14 protein-coding genes and 1 tRNA gene are annotated in these 16,115 nt (G+C 70.6%); all 15 read left to right on the forward strand.

What is annotated here, in order from left to right; all coding sequences use genetic code 11:
* Nucleotides 1–30 precede the first annotated feature (30 nt).
* The 15 genes from ybeY (at nucleotide 31) to VM840_01745 (ending at nucleotide 15,980) form a co-directional block, all read left to right on the forward strand.
* The gene (gene ybeY / locus VM840_01675; protein ID HVL80285.1) at nucleotides 31–486 is read left to right on the forward strand and encodes an rRNA maturation RNase YbeY; all 456 of its coding nucleotides are present in this window, start codon (nucleotides 31–33) and stop codon (nucleotides 484–486) included.
* Nucleotides 483–1,736 (forward strand): hemolysin family protein, encoded by a 1,254-nt coding sequence (locus VM840_01680; GenBank protein ID HVL80286.1) that lies wholly within the window; start codon nucleotides 483–485, stop codon nucleotides 1,734–1,736. Before ybeY ends, VM840_01680 begins: the two co-directional genes overlap by 4 nt.
* On the forward strand, nucleotides 1,723–2,655 hold the full coding sequence (gene era / locus VM840_01685; protein HVL80287.1) for a GTPase Era: 933 nt from the start codon (nucleotides 1,723–1,725) through the stop codon (nucleotides 2,653–2,655). Before VM840_01680 ends, era begins: the two co-directional genes overlap by 14 nt.
* A complete protein-coding gene (locus VM840_01690; GenBank protein ID HVL80288.1) occupies nucleotides 2,652–3,005 on the forward strand; it encodes a hypothetical protein in 354 nt (117 codons plus the stop codon). The genes era and VM840_01690 overlap by 4 nt, the downstream gene beginning before the upstream one ends.
* Nucleotides 2,974–3,543: a cob(I)yrinic acid a,c-diamide adenosyltransferase gene (locus tag VM840_01695; protein HVL80289.1), complete on the forward strand. Its 570-nt coding sequence runs from the start codon at nucleotides 2,974–2,976 to the stop codon at nucleotides 3,541–3,543. Before VM840_01690 ends, VM840_01695 begins: the two co-directional genes overlap by 32 nt.
* 47 nt (nucleotides 3,544–3,590) lie before the next feature.
* Complete coding sequence (gene recO, locus VM840_01700; protein HVL80290.1) at nucleotides 3,591–4,331, forward strand: DNA repair protein RecO; 741 nt, start codon at nucleotides 3,591–3,593, stop codon at nucleotides 4,329–4,331.
* A gap of 16 nt (nucleotides 4,332–4,347) precedes the next feature.
* A complete protein-coding gene (gene uppS, locus VM840_01705) occupies nucleotides 4,348–5,085 on the forward strand; it encodes a polyprenyl diphosphate synthase (protein HVL80291.1) in 738 nt (245 codons plus the stop codon).
* Complete coding sequence (locus VM840_01710) at nucleotides 5,085–5,954, forward strand: glycine--tRNA ligase subunit alpha (GenBank protein ID HVL80292.1); 870 nt, start codon at nucleotides 5,085–5,087, stop codon at nucleotides 5,952–5,954. The genes uppS and VM840_01710 overlap by 1 nt, the downstream gene beginning before the upstream one ends.
* Nucleotides 5,955–5,988: 34 nt before the next feature.
* Nucleotides 5,989–8,136, forward strand: coding sequence for a glycine--tRNA ligase subunit beta (glyS, locus tag VM840_01715; protein ID HVL80293.1), 2,148 nt, complete (start codon nucleotides 5,989–5,991; stop codon nucleotides 8,134–8,136).
* Nucleotides 8,129–10,930: a pyruvate, phosphate dikinase gene (gene ppdK, locus VM840_01720; protein HVL80294.1), complete on the forward strand. Its 2,802-nt coding sequence runs from the start codon at nucleotides 8,129–8,131 to the stop codon at nucleotides 10,928–10,930. The genes glyS and ppdK overlap by 8 nt, the downstream gene beginning before the upstream one ends.
* Nucleotides 10,927–11,760, forward strand: a complete 834-nt coding sequence (locus VM840_01725) for an alpha/beta fold hydrolase (GenBank protein ID HVL80295.1) — start codon at nucleotides 10,927–10,929, stop codon at nucleotides 11,758–11,760. Before ppdK ends, VM840_01725 begins: the two co-directional genes overlap by 4 nt.
* Nucleotides 11,761–11,807: 47 nt before the next feature.
* Complete coding sequence (locus VM840_01730) at nucleotides 11,808–12,800, forward strand: deoxyguanosinetriphosphate triphosphohydrolase (GenBank protein HVL80296.1); 993 nt, start codon at nucleotides 11,808–11,810, stop codon at nucleotides 12,798–12,800.
* Nucleotides 12,797–14,665, forward strand: coding sequence for a DNA primase (gene dnaG, locus VM840_01735; GenBank protein HVL80297.1), 1,869 nt, complete (start codon nucleotides 12,797–12,799; stop codon nucleotides 14,663–14,665). The genes VM840_01730 and dnaG overlap by 4 nt, the downstream gene beginning before the upstream one ends.
* Nucleotides 14,665–15,879 carry an RNA polymerase sigma factor gene (locus VM840_01740; GenBank protein ID HVL80298.1) on the forward strand — a complete coding sequence of 405 codons (1,215 nt, stop codon included), beginning with the start codon at nucleotides 14,665–14,667 and terminating at the stop codon, nucleotides 15,877–15,879. The genes dnaG and VM840_01740 overlap by 1 nt, the downstream gene beginning before the upstream one ends.
* Before the next feature lie 28 nt (nucleotides 15,880–15,907).
* Nucleotides 15,908–15,980, forward strand: a tRNA-Asn gene (locus VM840_01745).
* Nucleotides 15,981–16,115: the final 135 nt, after the last annotated feature.

The following is a 16,115-nucleotide window of genomic DNA, read 5'->3' on the forward strand; positions in this document are numbered from 1 at the left end:
CCCGGCCGATCGAGACGTCGAGCGGACGCGATGACGGACATCGACGTCTTCGTCGCCAACGAGCAGGACGACGTCGCGTGCGACGAGCAGCGTCTCATCGCCCTGGCCCGGATCGCGGCGGCCGAGGAGGGCGTCGACCCGCGGGCGGAGCTGTCCATCCTCCTCGTGGACCGCACGGCGATGGCCAGCCTGAAGGAGAAGTACCTGGGGGAGCCCGGTCCCACCGATGTCCTGGCCTTCGCGATGGACGAGCAGCCGAACGACGAGGAGCCGTTCATGGTCGGGGACATCGTGGTCTGCCCCGACGTCGCCCGCGAGCAGGCCGAGAAGGCGGGCACCCCCTTGCGCGACGAGATCGACCTCCTGGTCGTGCACGGCTTCCTGCACCTGCTCGGCTACGACCACGTGAAGCCTCAGCAGGCCCGGTCCATGAAGCATCGCGAGCGACGGATCCTGCAGGAGTTCAGGAGGCTCAGGCCGGGATGACCGCCCTGCTGGGGAGCCTCCTCGTCGTCCTGCTGGCCGCGTCCTGCCTGTTGACGATGGCGGAGGCGGCGCTCGGGCGGGTGAGCCGACTGCGTGCGGCCGCGCTCCAGGACGAAGGGAGACGGAACGCGGCCGCCCTCGTGAGGATCGAGGAGGATCCGCCCCGATACCTCAACCCGATCTACTTCGCTCTCGTGCTGTCGCAGACGGGCTCGGCGATCCTGGTCGCTATCGCCGCGGACAGGCAGTTCGGCTCATGGGGGCTGACCGCCGCCGCCGTGCTCTTCACGGTCGGGTACTTCCTGCTCGTGGAGGCGATGTGCCGGACCCACGCCGTCCTGCACGCCGAGCCGGTGGCGTTGGCGCTGGCTCCCACGGTCCTGGCCGTGGCCCGGCTCCTCCGGCTCCCGACGCGCGGCCTCATCGGGATCGCGAACGTCGTCCTGCCCGGGAAGGGGTTGAAGGCGGGGCCGTTCGTCTCGGAGGAGGACATCCTCTCGATGGCGGAGGCAGGTTCGGAGGAAGGGGCGATCGAGGAGGAGGAGAAGGTCCTCATCGAGTCCATCTTCGAGTTCGGGGACACGCTCGTGAGGGAGATCATGGTGCCCCGTCCGGACATGGTCGTCGTCGAGGCCCACAAGCCGCTGCGCAAGGCGATGGACCTCTCGATCAAGCACGGTTTCTCGCGCATCCCCGTGTACGACAAGGAGCCCGACAACGTGGTCGGGATCGTCTACGCGAAGGACCTCTTCAAGGCCACGCGCCGCAACGGGGAGGACAAGACCGTCGAGCGCGTCATGCGCAAGCCCGTCTTCGTGCCCGAGACGAAGCCGGTCTCGGAGCTCCTGCGGGAGATGCAGGGCTCCCGCACGCATATGGCGATCGTGGTCGACGAGTACGGCGACGTGGCCGGACTCGTGACCCTCGAGGACGTTCTCGAGGAGATCGTCGGTGAGATCATCGACGAGTTCGACGTGGACGAACCGGCGCTGGTGCCGGTCCGGAACGGGACCTGGCGAGTGAAGGCGAAGATGGCCATCTGGGAGCTCAACGAGCTCCTCGACCTCGAGCTCTCCACCGAGGAGGAGTGGACCACGGTGGGGGGGCTCATGGCCGCGCAGCTGGGGAAGCTCCCCGAGGAGGGGAACAGCGTCACCTACGACGGGCTGCGGCTGAAGGCGGAGAAGGTCACCGGACGCCGGATCGGCACCGTGCTGGTGACGCGGGTGGAGCCCGATGGAGACGGTTGACGGGCTGTCCATCGGTCAGACCCCGGAGGGTTTCCGGTCCGGGTTCGTGTCGATCATCGGGCGCCCCAACGTCGGGAAGTCGACGCTCGTCAACCGCATACTGGGCACGAAGGTCGCGATCACCTCGAAGCGTCCCCAGACGACGCGGAACGCGATCAGGGGCGTCCTCACCACGCCCGAGGCCCAGGTGGTGTTCGTGGACACGCCCGGGTTCCACAAGCCGCGTACGGCACTGGGGACGAAGCTGAACTCGGTCGTCATGCAGACGATGCGCGAGGTGGACGCGATCCTGTTCGTCGTCGACGCGGCCGAGGGGGTCGGACGCGGGGACTCGTTCATCGCCTCCGAGCTCGCGAAGGTGAGCACACCCACCATCTGCGTCCTGAACAAGTGCGACCTGCTCGACATGCCGCGCCTGGCCGCCCAGGTCGAGCACGCCCGGGCTCTCGGTGAGTTCCACGACGTCTACGCGATATCGGCCCTGACGGGTTCGACCGTGCCCGACCTGGTGCGCACGGTGACCGAACTCCTGCCCACGGGGCCGCTGTGGTACCCGCCGGACGCGGTGACCGACCAGGCGGAGTCGGTCCTCGTGGCCGAGCTCGTCCGCGAGAAGGCTCTGCGGCTCACCCGCGAGGAGGTCCCGCACTCGATCGCGGTGGTGGTGGAGGAGATGCGCGAGGACCCCGACACCCCCGGACGGGTCGAGATCGACGTGATCGTCTACGTGGAGCGGGACAGCCAGAAGGGGATCGTGATCGGCAAGGGAGGGGAGATGCTCAAGCGGATCGGTGCCGAGGCCCGCCGGGAGATCGAGCCACTGATCGGCGCCCACGTCTACCTCGATCTCCGGGTGAAGGTGAAGCGGGACTGGCAGCGCCAGCCCGGACTTATCGACCGGTTCGGCTACGGCACGTGACGAACAGGTTCCCGGTCGCCTCGGGCGCGGTCTCCGTCCTGCTCGCCGTGGCCGTGGTCGCCGCGCTGAACAGAACCGCGGCGGGAGACGGGTACGTCCGGACGGCCGGGGCAGCCACCGCCGCGATGCTGGTCTGGTGCATCGCGGCGGTCATCCGCCGGCGTCAGTGGGCCATCGGCATCGCCTTCTTCCTGGGACTGCTCTGGCTGATCTCCGCCTCCGCCCTCGGTCTGCAGCGGCGACTCGACCCGGGGGCCACCACCGGGTGGGTAGCCTGGGCGGTGGCTCTGATGGCGGCGAGCTTGAAGGCGAGGGACGATGCCCGACCGGATCTACACCCGGCGGGGTGACGACGGCACCACCCAGCTCCTGTTCGGGGGGAAGGACCGGCTCCCGAAGAGCGACCCGCGCCCCTCCGCGTACGGCGAGGTGGACGAGTCGGTGGCCGCGCTCGGCGTGGCCCGGGCCGAGGCCCACGTCGCCGGTGAGGACGAGCTGGCCGAGCTGATCCTGCGGGTCCAGCGCGAGCTCTTCGTCGTGGGAGCCGAACTGGCCACCGCGCCCGACGACTGGGAGCGGCTCACCCCGGGGGTCTCCCAGGTGACCCAGGAGATGGTCGACCGGCTCGAGACCGACATCGACTCCCTTCGGTCCCGGTTCGAGATGCCGAAGGACTTCGTCGTGGCGGGGGAGACGCGGCTGGGAGCCGCGCTCGACCTAGCCCGGGCGGTCCTGAGGCGGGCCGAGCGGGCCGTGGTGCGGCTCTCGCTGGCCGAGCCGGTCCGGGGGGAGGTCCTCGCCTACGTGAACCGGCTGGCCGACCTGGCGTGGGCGATGGAGAGGTTCGCGGAGCGGTCCGAGCGCCAGCCGAGGCCGCGGGAGGGGTAGTCCCGGTTCGTGGTCACCGACACCGGCAGCCGGTACGGTGACGGCCCATGCGCGAACGTGGACACGCCCTCTACCGCGACCAGGGCATCGTCCTGCGCGGCATCAAGCTGGGCGAGGCCGATCGGATCCTCTCGGTCCTGACGCAGAACCACGGACGGATCCGCGTCGTCGCGAAGGGGGTGCGCAAATCGCGCTCCCGTTTCGGGGGCCGGATCGACACCTTCACCCACGTCGACCTGCAGCTGTACCCGGGCCGGGAGCTCGACGGGATCACCCAGGCCGAGATCATCAAGCGGTACCCGCGGCTGCGGAGCGATTACCGCGCCTTCACCGCTGCCTCGGCGATGGCGGATGCCGTCGAGCGGACGACCCCCGAGCGGGAGCGCAACGTTCGCCTGTTCGTGCTGCTGCGGTCGGGCCTGCAGGCGCTGGAGGACGGCGCGGCCGACCCGGCTCTCCTCGCCTACGCGTTCCTCGCCAAGGCGGCCTCGGTGGCGGGCGTGCACCCCATGCTGGACGCGTGCACGGGGTGCGGGGGGCCCGACACCGTCGCGCTCTCGTTCTCCGGGGGCGGCGTCGTGTGCGGGTCGTGCGCCCAGCGGTCCGACCCCCGGGTATCGACCCCGATAACGGACGCCTGGACCAGCCTGCTCACCGACGACTGGGACACCCTGCGCGCCGGGAGCCTGGAGGCTCCCGTCCAGCGGGAGCTGTCCGGACTGCTCCTGGCGTTCGTCCAGTGGCAGCTCGACAACCGGTTCCGGGCCTTCGGGCTCATCGGCACCTGACCCCTACACTGTCGCGATGAGCGACGTCCTCAGCAGCATCGACCGCGACCGTCTCCCGGCGCACGTCGCCGTGATCATGGACGGCAACGGGAGGTGGGCGAAGGCGCGCGGGCTCCCACGCACCGAGGGACACCGGGCCGGCGAGCAGGCCATGGTGGACGCCGTCGACGGAGCGCTCGAGGTCGGGCTGCGGTGGCTGACCGTCTACGCGTTCTCGACCGAGAACTGGAAGAGGCCCCCCGAAGAGGTCCGGTTCCTCATGGGCTACAACCGGGACCTGCTCCGCCGCCGACGCCAGGAGTTCCTGGACAAGGGGGTGCGTGTCCGGTTCATCGGACGTCGCAACGAGCGCCGGCTCCCGCGCAGCGTTGTCCGGATGGCCGAGGAGACCGAGGAGCTCACCGCCGGCTGCCGGGAGCTCAACCTGACCATCGCCCTCAACTACGGGGGCCGGGCCGAGATAGTGGACTCCGTCCGTCACCTGGCCGAGCTCGTGGCGAGGGGGGAGATCGAGCCGGACCGGATACGCGAGCGCGACATCGCCCGCCACATGTACGAACCGGACCTCCCCGACCCCGACGTGATCGTGCGCACCTCCGGAGAGTTCCGAACCTCCAACTACCTGCTCTGGCAGGGCGCGTACGCCGAGCTCGTCTTCACCCCCGTGCTGTGGCCGGACTTCACCCGCCGCGATCTGTGGGAGGCTATCGCCGAGTACCAGCGGCGCTCCCGGCGGTTCGGAGGCGTGGATTGATGCACTACCAGGAGCTCGTCCTGTCGCTCCTCGGATGGTGGTCCGAGCACGGATGCGTGGTCGGGCAGCCGTACGCGGGCGAGGTGGGAGCGGGCACGTTCAACCCGCTCACCTTCCTGCGGGCGCTCGGTCCGGAGCCCTGGCGGGCCGCGTACGTGGAGCCGTCCAAGCGGCCGGTCGACGCCCGCTACGGCGAGAACCCGAACCGCGTGTACTCGCACCACCAGGTGCAGGTCGTCCTGAAGCCCGCCCCGTCCGACATCCAGGAGCTCTACCTCGAGTCCCTCTCCGCGTTCGGGGTGAAGGCGTCCGAGCACGACATCAGGTTCGTCGAGGACGACTGGGAGTCCCCTTCGCTCGGCGCTTGGGGGCTCGGCTGGGAGGTCTGGCTGGACGGGATGGAGATCACCCAGTTCACCTACTTCCAGCAGGTCGGCTCCATCGACTGCGAGGTGGTGACCGGGGAGATCACGTACGGGACCGAGAGGATCGCGATGTACCTCCAGGACGTCGAGAACATCTTCGACCTGTCCTACGCCCCCGGCGTTACGTACGGCGAGGTATTCCAGGCCTCCGAGCAGCAGTGGTCCCGCTACGTCTTCGAGGCCTCGCACCCGGACACCCTCTTCGGGTGGTTCGACTCCTACGAGGCGGAGAGCAGGCGCCTGCTCGGCGAGGGACTCGTCCTGCCGGCCTACGACTTCGTGGTGAAGGCGTCGCACACGTTCAACGTCCTGGACGCGCGCGGGGTGATCTCGGTCGCCGAGAGAGCCCGCTACCTCGGCCGTGTGCGCGACCTCTCCCGCCGCTGCGCGGAGGCGTGGCTGGAGCGCCGCGCGGAGCTCGGCTTCCCGCTGCTCGGGGCCTGAGGGCCCGGATCGGGCGCCCGGTAGGATACGTCTCGTGCCCGACCTGCTGCTCGAGATCGGAACGGAGGAGCTCCCCCCGTCGGTGGTCGCCGCGGGCGAGGAGCAGCTCGCGGAGGCGGCGCCTCGCGCGCTGCGCGACCTCCGCCTGTCGCACGGCGCGGTCGAGGTGTTCGCCACCCCCCGGCGTCTGGCCTTCGTGGTGCGCGACGTGGCGGATGCTCAGGAACGCACGGTCACGGACCGCCGAGGCCCTCCAGCCGACCGGGCGTTCGACGACACCGGTGCGCCGACCCCGGCCGCCGTCGGCTTCGCCCGGTCCGCGGGCATCGACCCGTCCCAGCTCGAGCGGCGGGAGACCGACCAGGGGGCGTACGTGTATGCCAGGGTGGACGACCCCGGGCTCCCGGCGGCCGAGGTGCTTCCCGAGAAGCTGGCCGGGCTGATCGCCGGGCTCTCCTTCCCGAGGACGATGAAGTGGGACGCCTCGGAGGTGCGGTTCCCCCGCCCCATCAGGTGGCTGGTCGCCCTGCTCGGCGAGGACACGCTCCCGGTGCGACACGGCGACCTGGTCGCCGACAGGTTCTCGACCGGGCACCGCGTGTTCCACCCCGGTCCCGTCGAGATCGCCGAACCCGTGGCCTACGAGCGGGCGCTGTCCGCCGCCGGTGTCGTCGCCAGACGGGCGCGGCGTCGTGAGCTGGTGAGGGAGCAGGCCCTCGAGGCCGCCTCGAGCCGCGGCGGGTCACCCGTTCTGAGCGACGAGATCGTGGACGAGGTGACGGACATCGTCGAGCGTCCGGTCGCGATGGTCGGATCCTTCGACGCCGCCTACCTGGAGATCCCCCCGGACGTGCTCGTCACCGCGATGCAGGCCCACCAGCGCTACTTCGCCCTGCGCTCCGACGACGGCTCCCTCGCCCCGGGCTTCGTCGTCATCTCCAACGCCGATCCCTCGAACGGGTCGACCATCGTCGCCGGCAACGAGCGCGTCCTGAGGGCACGCCTGGAGGACGCCCGCTTCTTCTTCGAAGAGGACCGCAAGGTCGCGCTGTCCGACCGGGTGGACCGGCTCTCCGAGGTGGTCGTCCATCCGCGGTTGGGGACGCTGCGCGACAAGTCGGATCGGCTCCAAGCCCTCGCCTCGCGCGTAGCGACCTGGATGGGGCTCGACGCCCCCGAGCGGGAGGCGGCCGGTCTCGCCGGGCGCTTGGCCAAGGCGGACCTGCTCACGCACCTGGTCTACGAGTTCCCGGAGCTGCAGGGGACGCTCGGGGGCTATTACGCGAGGATAGACCCTCACCTCGATGGGGGCGCGGTCGAGACCGTGGCCGGCGCGATCGCCGAGCAGTACCTCCCCCGGGGGGCGGGGGACGCGCTCCCCACCACCCCCGCCGGACGCGCCCTGGCGATAGCGGACCGTCTGGACACCCTCGTCGGATACATCGGGATCGGTCTGGCCCCCACGGGGTCAGAGGACCCGTACGCCCTCCGCCGCGCGGCGAACGGCCTGGCGACCATCAGCCATGAGGCCGAGGTGGCCTTCCCCCTCGACGAGGCGGTCGCGGCTGCGTGGGAGGGGTACGCGGGGTCCGGACGGGAGCTGCGCCCGCTCGCCGAGGTCGAGGCGGACGTCCGGACGCTGATCGCGTCGCGGGCAGAGGCGCTGCTGCAGCGTGATGCCGCCCTGCCCCGCCCCGTGCTCGCCGCCGCGCTGTCCGGACCGTGGACCGACCTGCCCGACCTGAGGCGGAGGACGCAGGCCCTGGGCACCCTGCACGAGCGCGGCGCCCTGCACCAGCTCGCCGTCGTCCACGAGAGGTGCCACAACCTCACCCGCCAGGGTCCGTACGGGGAGGTCGACCCATCGCTACTCGAGCACCCGGCCGAGGGCGCCCTCTACGAGAAGATGGCCGAGGTCTCCTCCGGCCACGCGACCGCGCTCGGATCCGGGGACCACGTGGGGGCTCTCGAGGCGCTCCTCCCGCTCGTGGGCGTCGTCGAGACCTTCTTCGACCGCGAGCGCGGTGTGATGGTGATGGCGGAGGACGCGGCCGTCCGGTCGAACAGGCAGGCGCTGCTGGCCACGGTCGCCGCCATGTTCGCGGCCGTCGCCGACTTCTCGAGGATCAACCCGGCCGATCTCGTTGCACGTGGCAGCGCCCAGGAGGGTCCAGATGGCTAAGAAGAAGTCGAGCCGCACGCCGAAGAACAAGGTCGGATCGTCCCCCCCGCCGAAGCCCGAGAAGAAGGAGAAGGCCGGACGCAAGGCCCAGGCTCGGCGGCCGAGCGCGAAGCTCGTGCACGACTTCTCCGAGGGGGACAAGGACCAGAAGTTCCTGCTGGGCGGCAAGGGGGCCAACCTGGCCGAGATGACGAACCTCGGCCTCCCCGTGCCCCCGGGGTTCACGATCACCACCGATGCCTGCCGCGAGTACATGGCGAGCGGGAGGATCCCGTCCGGACTCGACGACCAGGTGGCCAAGGCCGTCCGGCGCCTCGAGAAGGCCATGGGCCGGTCGCTCGGCGACCCGAGCGACCCGCTGCTCGTATCGGTGCGGTCCGGGTCGATGTTCTCGATGCCCGGGATGATGGACACGGTCCTCAACCTCGGGATGAACGACGGGTCCGTGAAGGGGCTCGCCGACGTCACCGGAGACGATCGGTACGCCTGGGACTGCTACCGCCGCTTCATCCAGATGTTCGGCAAGACGGTCTCCGGGATCGACGCCGACCTGTTCGAACACGAACTCGAGCAGGCCCGTGCGCGGCGGGCCAAGGCGTCGAAGCGCAAGCCGGAAGAGGTGAAGGACCACCACCTGTCCGCGGACGACCTCCGCTCCCTCGTGGACAGCTACAAGCGGATCTACGAGGAACAGACCGGGAGCGGGTTCCCGCAGGACCCGCGCGAGCAGCTGCGGATGTCGATAAAGGCCGTCTTCGACTCGTGGGACAACAAGCGGGCCCGCGACTACCGGCGGCTCGAGCGCATCGACGACGCGCTGGGGACCGCGGTCAACGTGATGGCGATGGTCTTCGGGAACAAGGGCGACGATTCGGGGACCGGGGTCGCCTTCACGCGCGACCCGGCCACCGGGCGCAAGGGCGTCTACGGCGACTACCTCACCAACGCGCAGGGTGAGGACGTCGTCGCCGGTATCCGGACGCCCGAGCCCCTGCAGAGCCTGCGCAAGCAGAACAAGGCGGTGTACGAGGAGCTCCTCGCGATCATGGCCCGGCTCGAGAAGCACTACCGCGACATGTGCGACATCGAGTTCACCGTGGAGAACGGGAAGCTCTGGATGCTGCAGACCCGCATCGGCAAGCGCACGCCGACGGCGGCCGTCCGGGTGGCGGTGGAGATGGTCTCCGACCGGCTGATCAACCAGCGCGAGGCTATCCAGCGGGTGGCTCCCGAGCAGCTCGACCAGCTCCTGCACCCCCAGTTCGACCCGAAGGCGGAGACGGAGACGCTCACCTCGGGCATCAACGCCTCTCCGGGAGCGGCTGTCGGGAAGATCGTCCTCGACGCCGACAAGGCGGTCGAGTGGACGGAGGCGGGGGAGGACGTGATCCTCGTGCGCGAGGAGACCAACCCCGACGACGTGCATGGGATGTACGCGGCCCGGGGGATCCTCACGGCGCGGGGCGGCAAGACGTCGCACGCGGCCGTCGTCGCCCGCGGGGCGGGAAAGCCGTGCGTGGTGGGCGCGGACGATCTGCGGATCGATATCCGGGAGAGGACCGTCTCCGTGGAGGGCCGCAAGCTCAAGGAGGGAGACGTCATCTCGATCGACGGCACCACGGGCAAGGTGATCGCGGGTGAGGTCGAGCTCGTGACGCCGAAGGTATCCGGTGAGTTCGCGACGCTGCTCGAGTGGTGCGACCGGGTGAAGTCGCTGGGCGTCCGGGCGAACGCGGACACGCCCGAGGACGCCAAGCGGGCGCGCCAGTTCGGCGCCGAGGGGATCGGCCTCGCCCGGACGGAGCACATGTTCCTGGGAGACCGGCTCCCGATCGTCCGCCGGGCGATCCTCGCTCGCAGCGACGAGGACCGCGACGCCGCCCTCGAGGACCTCCTGTCCCTGCAGCGCCGCGACTTCGAGGGGATCTTCAAGGCGATGGACGGGCTCCCCGTCACCATCCGCCTCCTGGACCCGCCCCTGCACGAGTTCCTCCCCTCCTCCAAGGAGCTCGCGGTCGAGCTGGAACGGATCCGGATCGCCTCGCAGATCACCGACATCGCCGACGTTCGGGCCATCACCGAGGAGCGGGAGCAGCTCCTCCAGCAGATCGAATCGATGGAGGAGTCCAACCCCATGCTCGGGCTGCGCGGGTGCCGGCTCGGGCTCGTGATACCAGGCATCTACCGGATGCAGGTCAGGGCGATCATGGAGGCCGCCTGCAGGCTGGCCAAGCGGGGCGGGAAACCGGGCGTGGAGATCATGATCCCGCTCGTGGGGATCGCCGCAGAGCTGGAGATCCTCAGACGCGAGTGCGACGAGGTGGCCAAGGAGGTAATCCGCGAGACCGGACAGAGGGTGAGGTACCTGATCGGGACGATGATCGAGGTGCCCCGGTCCGCGCTGACCGCCGGCGAGGTCGCCGAGCACGCGGACTTCTTCTCGTTCGGCACGAACGACCTCACGCAGATGACGTACGCCTTCAGCCGCGACGACGCGGAGGGCAAGTTCCTCGCTCCCTACCTCGAGCGCCGCGTGCTGAGCGTGAACCCCTTCGAGACCATCGACCGCGAGGGCGTCGGGCGCCTGGTGAGGCTGGCCACCGATGAGGGTCGCGAGCTCAACCCGAGGCTGAAGGTCGGGGTCTGCGGCGAGCACGGGGGAGACCCCGAATCGGTCACCTTCTTCCACGAGGTGGGGCTCGATTACGTGTCCTGCTCACCCTTCCGGGTGCCCGTGGCCCGGCTCGCCGCCGCGCACGCGGCCATCGGGACGGCCGAGGCGGCGAGCAAGTGACCCGGGTCACCACGCCGGACGGGATCGGTCTCGAGGTCCACGCGTCCGGACGCGGCGACGGACGCGCGGCGCTGCTCCTTCACGGCCTCACCGGCAACTCGGGGGTATGGTCGGCGGCCGGTCCCGCCCTGGCTCCCAGGTTCCGCGTCCTCGCGCTAGATCAGCGCGGCCACGGCGCATCGGAGGCGTCCACCGACCCCGAGGACCACACGCTGGACGTCCTGGCCCGCGACGTCTTCACCGTCCTCGACCACTTCGACGCCGAGCAGGCCACGCTCGTCGGGCACGGCATGGGAGCGACCGTTGCGATGCTCGCCGCGCTGGACCGCCCCGATCGCGTCGAGGCGCTCGTGCTGGTCGGGGCGTCCGCCGAGCCCCTCGACCCGGCCTCGGGCTGGATGGTGACGAGGGACAGAGCCGTGGAGGCGGTGGAACGCGCCGGGATGGAGGCCGGATGGGACGCCTACCTCGAGAGCGGGATCTTCGGCTGGGACGTCGAGGAGATGCCGTCGGAGATCGTGGAGGACTGGCGAGCCCAGTTCGTCCGGACCGCCCCGGCGGCCTTCGTCGGGCTCGCGCGCCACCTGGCCTCGCTCCCGGACCTGACCCCTCGGCTGGCCGGCCTCCAGGTCCCCACCCTCGTCGTCTGCGGGGACGACGATCAGGCCTATGCGCCGTACCAGGAAGCGCTCGTAGCCGCGATCGCGGGAGCCGAGCTCGTCTGGATCGAGGGCGGTGGGCACACCCCGCAGCTCGCCCGCGGTGAGGAGTTCGGCGCCGAGGTGTTCGCGTTCCTGCGCCGGGCCCTTCCGACCGCGCCGAGCCGCTGAGGGTGTCCCCCGCCGGCGGTAGACTCCGGCCGCGGGAAGGGGACATCGTGACCGTTCGCAGCCGGACCGAATCGATCGAGGACGCCGTGCTCGCGCCGTGGGCGACGCGCTCGGCCGATACCCGCGGACGGAACCGTCCCCTGCCGCCGGACGACCTGCGCACCGAGTTCCAACGAGACCGCGACCGGGTCCTGCACACGAAATCCTTCCGGCGCCTGAAGCACAAGACGCAGGTCTTCCTGGCTCCCGAGGGCGACCACGTCCGGACCCGCCTCACCCACACGCTGGAGGTCGCGCAGGTCGCCCGGACCATCTGCCGGGCCCTGCGCCTCAACGAGGACCTGGTCGAGGCGATCGCGCTGGCCCACGACCTCGGACATACGCCGTTCGGGCATATCGGCGAGGAGATCCTCACCCGCTGCATGGGCCGTCGGTTCGAGCACAACCGCCAGTCACTGCGTGTGGTCGAGGTCCTCGAGCGGGACGGAGAGGGGCTCAACCTCACCTCGGAGGTGCGCGACGGCATCCTCAACCACACGTGGAGGATGCCCGAGCCCGCCACCGCGGAGGCGATGGTCGCGCGATGGGCCGACCGGATCGCCTACGTGAACCACGATGTGGACGACGCGATCCGGGCCGGCGTCCTCAAGCCGGACGACCTCCCGCCCGAGGTGGTCGACGTCCTGGGGCATACCCACGGGGAGCGCCTCGACCGCACGATCCGGGCGCTCGTGGCGTCCAGCTCCGAGGCCGGGGCGATCCGGATGCCCGCCGAGACGGCCGAGGCGATGTCCGCCCTGCGCGCGTTCCTCTTCGAGCGGGTGTACCTCGGTCCGGTCGCCCGGGGCGAGGAGGGGAAGGCGTCGGCCATCCTCGAGTCGCTCTTCGCTTGGTACACGGACCACCCCGACGAGCTCCCGGCCGCGCGCCGGCCGGGGGACGACCTCGTCCAGCGCGTGGCCGACCACGTGTCCGGCATGACCGACCGGTACGCGATCCGCACGTTCGAGCGTCTCTTCGTACCCTGGTCGCAGCTGTGAGCCCCCGCTTCGCCCGCGACGACATCGACGAGGTCCGCGAACGAGCGGACATACTCGAGGTGGTCGGGGACCACGTCCGGCTGAAGCGCCAGGGGAGCCAGTTCGTCGGGCTCTGCCCCTTCCACAACGAGAAGACGGGCTCGTTCTCGGTCAGCCCCGAGAAGGGCGTCTACCACTGCCACGGCTGCCACGCCGGGGGCAACGTCTTCAACTTCATCCAGGAGGTGGAGGGTCTCTCGTTCGCCGAGGCGGTCGAGCAGCTCGCCCAGCGGTACGGGGTGACCCTGCGCGAGGTGGCGGGGGAGCGCAAGACCGAGTCGCCGCGCACCCGCCTGCTCGCGCTGCACGAGGCGGCCGTCGAGCATTACCAGCGCCTGCTCGCCCACAAGGAGGGCGGGTCGGTGCGCACCTACCTCGACTCCCGGGGGATAGATGCCGCCCTCCGCGACCGCTACCGGGTCGGGTTCGGCGGCTGGACGCCCAACGGCCTCGTCAGCGCGTTGGTGCGGGCGGGGTACACGACCGACGAGCTCGTGGCGGCGGGCCTGGCCCGTCAGGACGGACGCGCCGTGCGCGACGTCTTCGCCGGACGGGTCCTGTTCCCGATCTTCGACCCTTCCGACCGCGCGATCGGTTTCGGCGGACGTGTCCTGCCCCCCGAGTTCCGCTCCCGGGTCGCTCCCGACCAGCCGAAGTACCTGAACACGCGGGAGACCTCGCTCTTCCGCAAGTCGAGGGTCCTGTACGGGACGAACTGGGCCCGCGGGGACATCGTCCGGACCCGCCGCCTCGTCCTCGTCGAGGGGTACACCGACGTGATCATGCTCCGCGAGCACGGCATCCCGGAGGCCGTGGCCACGTGCGGGACCGCGCTCACGGAACAGCACATGCAGGAGATCTCCCGCCGGTTCGGAGACGTCCGGGTCGTTCTCTGCCTCGACGGTGACGCGGCCGGACAGGCCGCCGCCTCCCGTGAGCGCACCGAGCAGCTGGCGTCCGCGTACTCACCCGGGGAGCGCGTGCGCGGCGGTGGCTGGCTCCCGGTCGGACGGGGCTGGCTCCCCGAGGTGTACGTGGCCGTCCTGCCGCCGGGTAGGGACCCGGCCGACTTCGCCGTCCAGGAGGGAGCCGAGGCGGTGTCCAAGATGCTCGACGCAGCCGTCCCCCTCGTCCGATTCCTGCTGGAGAGGGCGATAGACGGAGAGCGCTTCGACACCCCGGAGGGACGGATCAGGGCGGTCCGCAAGGGGGCGGCCGTGCTCTCCCAGGTCGGGGACACCCTGCTCCGGCACGAGTACGCCATCTGGCTCGCCGGTCGGTGCGGCGTCGAGGCGTACGAGGTCTCCAAGGCCGTGGAGGAGCGGGCGGGGAAGTCCGGGGACGAACGACGCCGTCAGCCCGATGCCGCGGCGACACCGGCCACCCTCACCGGCCATCAGCGCGTGGAGCGTGAAGCGCTCCGCGGTCTGTGCTCGGAGCCCGACCTGCTGGGCGACCCGACCTGCGCCCCTTCGGAGGACGACTTCACGCTCGCCGTCCACCGCTCGCTCTTCCGGCTCCTGTCGGCGGAACGCGCCGAACGCGGCACGATCGACCCTGGACGCATCGCCACCGGCCTCCAGGACGGCGACCTCCGCCGTGCGGTGAGCGAGCTGACGATGGGGACGCCCCCCGACCGCACGGCCGCACGCGAGACGTTGATAAGACTGAAGACGTTCGGACTCGGTCGTAGGATCGAGGAGAAGAAGACGAGGCTGCGCGCGCTCGATCCGGACCGCGAGGCACAGGCGTACGATGCATTGTTCGAGGAGCTGCTGCGCCTGGAGCGAGAGAAGCGATCGCTGGGGAGCGGGGGAGTGAGCTGATGGGTCCGAGGTCGAAGCGGGAGGTCGCGAAGCCGGCCGGACGCTCGCGCGACGGCAAGTCCGCGCGCTCCCGTCGGTCAGACGATCCACTCCTCCCGCCGGAGGGAGAGGCTCCCGCCGCCGCGCTGCTGATCGCCACCCCGGACCCCACCGACGAAGAGGCCGTCCGGCGCGCCGCCGAGCTGGAAGCCCTGGAGGGTCCGGACGAGGAGGAGCTCGAGCAGACCGAGGAGGACGCCCCGGCTCCCGAGGAACTGATGCAGGCCGAACGCGTCAAGCCGGCCCTGCTGAAGACCGAGGACGCGGAGACGGCAGACTCGATCCGCCTCTACCTGCGGGAGATCGGGAGGGTCGGCCTCCTCACGGCGGACGACGAGAAGGAGCTGGCCCAGGCGTACGAGGCGGGGCTCGCGGCCGAGGAGAAGCTCGCCGCCGGGACGGAGCTGTCCGAGACGGCCCGCGGCAAGCTCGAGGACGACGTCCGGCGCGGGAAGGCAGCCAAGGACCGTCTGATCAGCGCCAACCTCAGGCTCGTGGTCTCGATCGGGAAGAGGTACGCGGGCCGGGGGGAGATGAGCCTCCTCGACCTGATCCAGGAGGGGAACCTCGGGCTGATCCGCGCCGTGGAGAAGTTCGACTGGCGGCGCGGTTTCAAGTTCTCCACCTACGCCACCTGGTGGATCCGCCAGGCGATAACGCGGGCCCTCGCCGACCAGTCACGGACCATCCGGATCCCCGTGCACATGGTCGAGACGATGCAGCGCGTGGCGAAGACCCAGCGGGAGCTGGCCCAGCGCATGGGGCGGGAGCCCAAGCTCGAGGAGCTCGCGTCGGAGCTGAAGGAGACGCCCATGCGGGTCTCGGAGATCCTGCGTATGGGTCTCGATCCCGTCTCCCTCGAGACGCCCATAGGCGAGGAGGACGACTCGCGCCTCGGCGACTTCATCGAGGACGAGGGAGCCGACCAGCCGATGCAGGCCGCCGTCCGGACCCTCGTCTCCGACTACCTGTACAGCGTCCTCGACGAGCTCCAGCCCCGGGAGCGCGACGTGATCGAGATGCGGTACGGACTCCGCGACGGCCAGCCCAAGACGCTCGAGGAGGTCGGGAAGCTCTTCGGTGTCACGCGGGAGCGGATCCGCCAGATCGAGACGAAGACGCTCGCGAAGCTCCGCCACCCGAACAACCAGAAGCTGCGGGACCTCATCGACTGAGGACAGTTGGTACCATCGCGTCACCCGTTCCGGGGTGGCGCAATCGGTAGCGCGGCGGACTGTTAATCCGTAGGTTGCGGGTTCGAGTCCCGCCCCCGGAGCCCCCGAAGGGACCCCACGTGGGTCCCTTCGCCCATCTCACCCCCCGGTACGATGAGCCATGCGGACCGAGCCGAGCGCCCCTGACACGGCCGCGCCGGCCACCCCCGTGTCCCCGCGGCCCGGCCGCGCAGGGC

It is taken from the genome of Actinomycetota bacterium (assembly GCA_035540895.1).
GTDB lineage: Bacteria > Actinomycetota > JAICYB01 > JAICYB01 > JAICYB01 > DATLFR01.